Source organism: Gordonia gummivorans (assembly GCF_022513585.1).
In the GTDB taxonomy this organism is placed as follows: domain Bacteria; phylum Actinomycetota; class Actinomycetes; order Mycobacteriales; family Mycobacteriaceae; genus Gordonia.
Genome location: NZ_JAKWBF010000002.1, coordinates 250,534 through 257,649 on the forward strand (window position 1 = coordinate 250,534; position 7,116 = coordinate 257,649).

Consider the following 7,116-nt stretch of genomic DNA (forward strand, 5'->3'; position numbering starts at 1 on the left):
TGGTCCCGTCCTCACGTCGCGTCCTGTGTCTCGTTTGGTGGTGGCCCGTCCGGTGGTGCCCCGTCCGCAGGGGCGCGATCGCGAACCGGCAGTGCCAAATCGGTGGCGAGTTCGTCGAGCAGAGCGGCGATCTCCGATGTGGCAGCGGCAACGAGTATCACGTCTGGAGCCGTGGGTCGCCAATCCGGCTGCTCACGGACGAGGTCGCGTGCGGCCGTGGCCGTGTCGACGATCCGCACCTCGTCGCCCCACGAGCCTTCCATAACCGCACCCTGATGCAACGCGCGCACCGACCGGGAGTCGCCGATACACAAGGTCTTGTCGACCGCGAGGCGGACCGCGAGCCGACCTACGCGGTCGTGTTCGACGACGCGTTCGTTCTCGCTGAGGCCGTCGGGCACCTCGAGCTCACCCAACCACGCCCAGGTGCGTCCGCGTCGAACACCGTCGGCGTCGCGGGTCTGCTCGCCCGCGTCGGCCAGCGTTCGCAAGAGTTCGCGGACTTCACGCGCCGACGCAGGTGTCTGCGCCCTGATCACGACGAGTTCGTCGGGCGCACTGCCGGCGCCGGACCGGATGGAACCACTCACCGGCGACCGCCGTCCGCTACAAGTTCGTCGAGGACGGAGGCAACGACGTCCCGGTCGTCGAAGGGGTGCTTCACACCGTTGATCTCCTGACCGGCCTCGTGTCCCTTGCCCGCGATCAGAACCGTGTCACCGGGTGCCGCCCACCGCAGCGCGGTGGCGATCGCCTCCGACCGTCCCCCGACTTCGCAGATCTCCTCGGCGCCGGCGGGACGCTCGTCGGCGCCGACACCGCGTGCACCGGCGAGCACCTCGGCGCGGATCGACGCCGGATCCTCGGTCCGCGGGTTGTCGTCGGTGATCACCACGAACTCGGCGCCGCGCGCCGCGGCCGCTCCCATCAGGGGACGCTTGGCGGTATCGCGATCACCGCCGGCACCGATCACGATCGCCACCCGGCCCGACCGCTGGCCGCGCAACGTGGCCAGCACCGCCTCGACCGCACCCGGCTTGTGGGCGTAGTCCACGAGTGCGAGGAAGTTCTGCCCCCTGTCGATGCGCTGCAATCGGCCCGGCACGGCGACGTCCGCGATCGCCTCGACCGCTGTACCGGCGTCGACACCCGCGCCAACAGCGATCGCCACGGCCAGCAGTCCGTTGGCGACGTTGTAGCGACCGGGCAGCGGGACCACGAGGTCGAACGCGCCCTCCGGCCCGGTGACTGGTGTGCGCGACGAGCCGTCGTCGGCGGTCGTCGACTCGCCCGCCTGCCATTGGGCCGGCACCGGTCCGGTCGACACCGTCACCGGCAGTGCGCGAGCACCACCGGGGGCCGGGCGCGCGAGTTCGGCCATGCGGCGTCCCCACTCGTCGTCGACGCAGACGATCGAGCGCACCGCATGCACCGGCGACGACGGGACGAACAGCTGCGCTTTCACCTCGAAGTAGGCGGCCATGGACGGATGGAAGTCGAGGTGGTCCTGGGAGAGATTGGTGAACGCGCCAACAGCGAAGTGCGCGCCGTCGACCCGGCCGAGCGCCAGCGCGTGGCTCGACACCTCCATCACCACCGCGTCGACTCCACGTTCGAGCATGGTCGCCAGCAGCGCCTGCAATGTGGGTGCTTCCGGCGTGGTCAGCGAACTCGGCTGGGCCACCCCGTCGATGCGGGTCTCGACCGTTCCGATCAGGCCCACCGACGCACCCGAGGCCAGCAACGCCGCCTCCACCATGTAGGAGGTGGTCGTCTTGCCCGACGTGCCGGTGATCCCGATGAGCTTGAGCCGCCGCGACGGATTGCCGTAGATCCGTGCCGACACCCCGCCGAGCACCGAGCGCGGGTTCGGATGCACGAGCACCACCACCGACGATTCCGGCGGCAACACCCGAGACAGCTCGGCGCGGCCCGCGGCGTCGGTCAGGACCGCGGTGGCACCCGCCGCCACGGCGTCACCCGCGAAACGCGCGCCGTGGGTGGTACTACCCGGCAGCGCGGCGAACAGATCACCGGCTTGTGCATCCTGCGCGCGCAGCGTCACGCCGGTGACGGTGGTGTCGGCGTCGGCGGCCCCGATCAGGTCGAGACGCGCGCCGGTCGAGGTCGACAGGACCGACACAGCTGTCGGCGTGACCGACGTGGGACGCAACGCGCCCGGCCCACGCCGGTCCGCCTTCGACGCACCGCGCGGGTGACGACGACCAGACGCCATGGCGTACCCGCCTCCTCACTCCGGTCCCGGAACGAACTCACGATACCGGCTCACCCGGTGACGACGGTGCGGCGGTCCGAGCCCTGGCCCGCACCTCGCGACATGCCAGTTGGTCAGCCCGCGGTCAGCACCAGCCGCGGCGTCGGGCGTGGCGAGAGCGGCACGCGGTCGCGCTGCAACATCCACGAGGCGATGGAACTGAACAGCGGCGCGGCGGACTGTCCGCCGGAGCCGTCCGAGCTGCGACGCGGGTTGTCGAGCATGATGCCGACGACGTAGCGAGGATTGTCCGCGGGAGCGATACCGGCGAAGGTGATGTTGTAGCGCGAGTTCGAATAGCACCCGCATGACGGGTCCACCTGCTGGGCGGTGCCGGTCTTGCCCGAGACCTGGTAGCCGGGAACCGCGGCCTTGGCACCGGTGCCGTTCTGCACTCCCATCGGGTCATCCTGGATGACCGCCCGGAACATGTCGCGCACCGTCCGAGCCGTCTGCGGGCTGACGACCCGGACGGGATTCGGCCGGATCGCGGAACGGCTGTCACTGTCGTTGTCGGGCAGCATAATTCGCGGCGGTATCCGTAGTCCGTCGTTCGCAATCGCCTGATACATCGCCGTCATCTGCAGCAGCGTCATCGAAAGACCCTGTCCGATGGGAAGGTTGGCGAACGAACCGCCGGACCACTGACTGAGCGCGGGCACCTCACCGGCACTCTCGGCCGGCAGGCCGACACCGGTCCGCTGCCCGAGGCCGAAGCGGTTCACCATGTCCGCGAAGCGTTCTTCGCCGACCCGGCGAGCAAGCATCAGCGTGCCGACGTTCGACGACTTCCCGAAGATACCGGTCGTCGTATACGGCTCCACCCCGTGCGACCACGCGTCGTTCACGGTGACACCGGCCATCCGAATACTGCCCGGAACACGGTGTACCGCACCGGGTGTCGTGACGCCGTATTCGATGGCCGCGGACGCTGTGATGAGTTTGTTGACCGAGCCCGGCTCGAACGGTGATGTCACCGAGGGATTTCCGAGATCGGCCCGTGGCTGCTCGGACAATGGGCGGGAGGCGTTGAAGGTGCCGTCATTCGCCATCGCGAGCACCTCGCCGGTGCGTGCATCGAGAACCACCGCCGACGCACTGCGGGCCCCCGACGCCACCTTGGCGCGCGCCACCGCCGTCTGCACAAACCATTGGGCGTCGGCGTCGATGGTGAGTCGGACGGTGTCACCGTTGATCGCCGGGTGTACGTTGCGGGTGCTGCCCGGGATGATCGCGCCGTCCGAGCCGCGGTCGTAGGTCTTGGATCCGTTGGTGCCGGCGAGCAGTGCGTCGAGGGAGGCCTCCAGACCGATCAAGCCGTTGCCGTCGTAGTTGACGTCGCCGACGATGTTGGCGGCCAGCGCGCCGCCGGGATAGAGCCGGATGCTCTGCGGATCGGCGCCCACCTCGGGATAGTCGGAGATGATGCGGGATGCCACGTCGGGGCTCACCGATCTCGCCAGATAGACGAACGTCTCGTTACTCGTCACCTTGGCGAGGATGTCCTGCTCGCTGATCGACCCGCCGAGCGCGACCGACACTCCGCGCGCGATCTCCCGCAACCGCGTGTTCGCATCGGGGAGGGCGGGATTGTCCTGGCGCTCGGCATCGATCGACTTGCGAACGGCGCGAGGCAGAAACGTCAATGCACGGGCCTCGTCGGTATAGGCCAGCGGGCGACCGTTGCGGTCGAGGATCGATCCGCGTTTGGCGGTGAGGATCTGGGTGAACTCGCGCTGTTGAGCCGCCTCGGCCGCGATCGACGGGGCATCGATGGTGTGCACCACCACCATGCGGACCGCGACGGCGATCACCGCGATCACCACCAGCACACCGGCGGCACGTGCACGGAAGAAGAAGCTCTGGGGACCGCGCGTGGCACCGCCGGATGGCGAGGCCCCGGTGAGCTTCTCCCTCATCGGCCGTCGAGGCCCACCACGGCCGGCCTTGGCGGTCCGACGATCGGAAGTCGCACGTGTCATGGGGTCAATTGTCCACCGGATCAACGGCATTCCCGAGAATTTGCGGTCGGCGGGTTGCGATTGACATGGACGCAGTTCTGACCGGAAGCGTGTTCACGAGCGATCAGCGAGCCGCACCGGTCGGTGCCACGGGCGCCGTGCTCGGCACCACCGAACTCGCGGCGGGTGCGGTGGGTACGGCCGAAGATGGTGCACCGGAAGGTGTTTGGGTGTTCGACGGCGTGGTCGGCGCGGCCGGCGTCGTCGCAGCCCCCGGGGCTCCCGACGACGGCCCGCCGAGTCCGATCGAATCGTCCACCTGCCTGGGATCGATGGTGGCGGTCGGTTCAGGGGTGGTTCTCGGGTTGAGCGGGGCCATCGGCGTGCCGGTGGCCGGTGACGGCGTACCCACGATCCGCGGCCGCCGGTTGGGTTCGACGATCATTCGCGCCGGATTCTGCGCCGGCACCATGCCCAATTGTGCTGCCTTGTAAGCTAATTCCGGAGCAGAGTCACCCGACTCGTAGTCCCGCTTGAGCGCGTCGACCTGATCGGTCAGCGCCTGGTTCTGCTTGCGCTGTACACCGAGCTCGTAGGAATCCTGGGCGGCTTTGGTGGACAACCACAGACTCAGACCCAGACCGACCACGAGGATCGCGATCACCGGGACCACAAAGGGGATGTGGCGCACCCGTTCTCGCAACGACGTCCGCTGCGACGGCTCGGTCCGCGGGGCGGTCCGTGCGCGCGGTCGGTCCGCGTCGGTGTCGACCCGCCGACGTCGACGATCGAGCGCCCGTTGCGCAGCCGCCGAACGGGTCGGCCGATCCGATTCGACGCGGCGCCGGCGCTGTTCGCGGCGTGCGCGTTGCGCAGCGGTCGCATCGTCGGGCGCGTCCTGCAAGATGGTCATGCTTTACGCCTCCCCTGGCCTGGGCCGTCGGACCCGATTCGCTCGATCACCCGCACCCGAACCGGGGCCGACCGTGGGTTGACCTCGAGTTCGTGCTCGTCGGGACGCTCGGCGCCGCGGGTGACCAGGCGAAACCGCGGCGCAGTGCCGGGCAGTTCCACCGGGAGTCCCCGCGGGGACGTCGAGGTGGTGCGAGTCGCGAACTCGCGCTTGATGATTCGATCTTCCAATGATTGGTAGCTCATCACCGCCACACGGCCGCCCACACGCAGCGCGGACAGCGCCACCGGCAGTACGTCGCGGATCGCGTCGAGTTCGTGATTGACCTCGATGCGCAGCGCCTGAAAGGTGCGTTTCGCGGGATGGCCGCCGGTCCGTCGCGTGGCAGCCGGGATCGTGTCATACAGCAGTTCGACGAGTCTGGCGCTGGTGGTGAACGGCTCCCGGGCGCGCTCGCGGAGAACAGCAGACGCGATCCGTCCCGCGAATCGTTCTTCACCGTAGTCCGAGAGCACGCGGGCGAGGTCCCCGTGCGAGTAGGTGTTGAGCACGTCGGCCGCGGTCAGACCGTCGGTGGTGTTCATGCGCATGTCGAGCGGCGCGTCGGCGGCGTAGGCAAAGCCGCGGTCGGCCTGGTCGAGTTGCATCGACGACACTCCGAGGTCGAAGAGCGCCGCGTCGATGTCGGATACCTCCGCGTCGTCGAGCACCTCTGCCAGGCTGTCGAATCGCGCCTGGTGCAACGAGATCCGGTCGGCCATGTCGGCCAGGCGCCGGCCGGCGATGGCCAACGCCTGTGCGTCGCGGTCGATCCCGATCAACCGGGCCTCGGGGAAGCGGCGCAGGATCAGCTCGCTGTGACCGCCGGCGCCCAGTGTGGCGTCGACGAAGATTCGTGGACCTGGGCCCTCGAGCGCTGGAGCGAGCAGGTCGGCCATCCGGTTCGCCATCACCGGGACGTGGCCATGGCGACCGGTGTCGTCGGAGTCGGCGTGTTCGTCCACGGATGCACCCCTCGGATTCGGCAGTCGGACGGGAGGCGTTGCGGAGGTGGCACTTCGGGTGAGTCGGGGTCCCGACCCGGTCACGCACCTGGCGTTGGGGAAGTACGCCAGGGTCGGACCGGGCCGGGGCCTCGTACCACCCGAAGCCCTGTTCATCTGTCCGCCCATCATCTCGGCTACAAGACCGCGTTCAACGCGGCCGAGTTCGCGGCCGAGAAGTTCTCCTCGTGCTGGCTCTGGTAGTCACGCCATGCGACGGCATCCCAGATCTCCAGGTGATCGAAACTGCCGAACACCACACATTCCTTGGTCAGTCCCGCGTACGCCCGATGGTCGGCGGACAACGGGATCCGCCCCTGCCCGTCGGGCCGCTGCTCCTCCGAACTGGCGAAGAAGTAGCGCTGGTAGGCGCGGGCTTCCGGATCGTTGCGGGACGCCTCGACGATCTTCTCCGCCATCGCGTCGAACTCTTCGGTTCGATACACCGACAGGCTGTGGTCTTGGCCCTTCGTGACCATCACCCCTCCTGCCAGCGCGTCGCGAAACTTGGCGGGCAACGTGAGTCGCCCTTTGTCGTCCAGCTTGGGCGTGAATGTGCCGACAAATCGCACTGCCATGTCGGTACCTCCCGCCCACCGGGTTCGGCATTTCCGGTCTGCCTCACCCGGTGCTGCCACAGTACCCCACTTTCCACCACTTTCCACCCCCTCGTGGCCCTGTGTGAGCAAGAGCCATCAAAGAACCTGCTCAGAGGCTAGAAATTGGGTGGGGGAAATTTTGTGGCAACGGCGATTCACGATGCTCTTTGGGCATATCAGAGTGACAGATTGCGTCGTCCGGGTCACATGTGACGTGCTCCGACGCAATGGTGGGGCACAGTGGGGAGTCCAGGTGGGGCGTAGTGGGGAGCCCGGGTGGGGCACGGCGGGGAGTCGCGCGGACAAAAGTAGGGGAAGAAACTCG

6 protein-coding genes are annotated in these 7,116 nt (G+C 68.3%); all 6 read right to left on the reverse strand.

What is annotated here, in order from left to right:
• Window positions 1-11: 11 nt before the first annotated feature.
• Window positions 12-590: a UDP-N-acetylmuramoyl-tripeptide--D-alanyl-D-alanine ligase gene (locus tag MKW15_RS02975; RefSeq protein ID WP_374246022.1), complete on the reverse strand. Its 579-nt coding sequence runs from the start codon at window positions 588-590 to the stop codon at window positions 12-14.
• Window positions 587-2,236, reverse strand: coding sequence for a UDP-N-acetylmuramoyl-L-alanyl-D-glutamate--2,6-diaminopimelate ligase (locus MKW15_RS02980; RefSeq protein WP_240856010.1), 1,650 nt, complete (start codon window positions 2,234-2,236; stop codon window positions 587-589). Before MKW15_RS02980 ends, MKW15_RS02975 begins: the two co-directional genes overlap by 4 nt.
• Window positions 2,237-2,349: 113 nt before the next feature.
• Window positions 2,350-4,257 (reverse strand): peptidoglycan D,D-transpeptidase FtsI family protein, encoded by a 1,908-nt coding sequence (locus MKW15_RS02985; RefSeq protein ID WP_374246025.1) that lies wholly within the window; start codon window positions 4,255-4,257, stop codon window positions 2,350-2,352.
• Between the two features lie 103 nt (window positions 4,258-4,360).
• Window positions 4,361-5,149, reverse strand: coding sequence for a cell division protein FtsL (gene ftsL / locus MKW15_RS02990; RefSeq protein ID WP_240856011.1), 789 nt, complete (start codon window positions 5,147-5,149; stop codon window positions 4,361-4,363).
• The gene (gene rsmH / locus MKW15_RS02995; protein WP_308221005.1) at window positions 5,146-6,153 is read right to left on the reverse strand and encodes a 16S rRNA (cytosine(1402)-N(4))-methyltransferase RsmH; all 1,008 of its coding nucleotides are present in this window, start codon (window positions 6,151-6,153) and stop codon (window positions 5,146-5,148) included. Before rsmH ends, ftsL begins: the two co-directional genes overlap by 4 nt.
• A gap of 176 nt (window positions 6,154-6,329) precedes the next feature.
• Window positions 6,330-6,770, reverse strand: a complete 441-nt coding sequence (mraZ, locus tag MKW15_RS03000; RefSeq protein ID WP_240856017.1) for a division/cell wall cluster transcriptional repressor MraZ — start codon at window positions 6,768-6,770, stop codon at window positions 6,330-6,332.
• Window positions 6,771-7,116 lie beyond the last annotated feature (346 nt).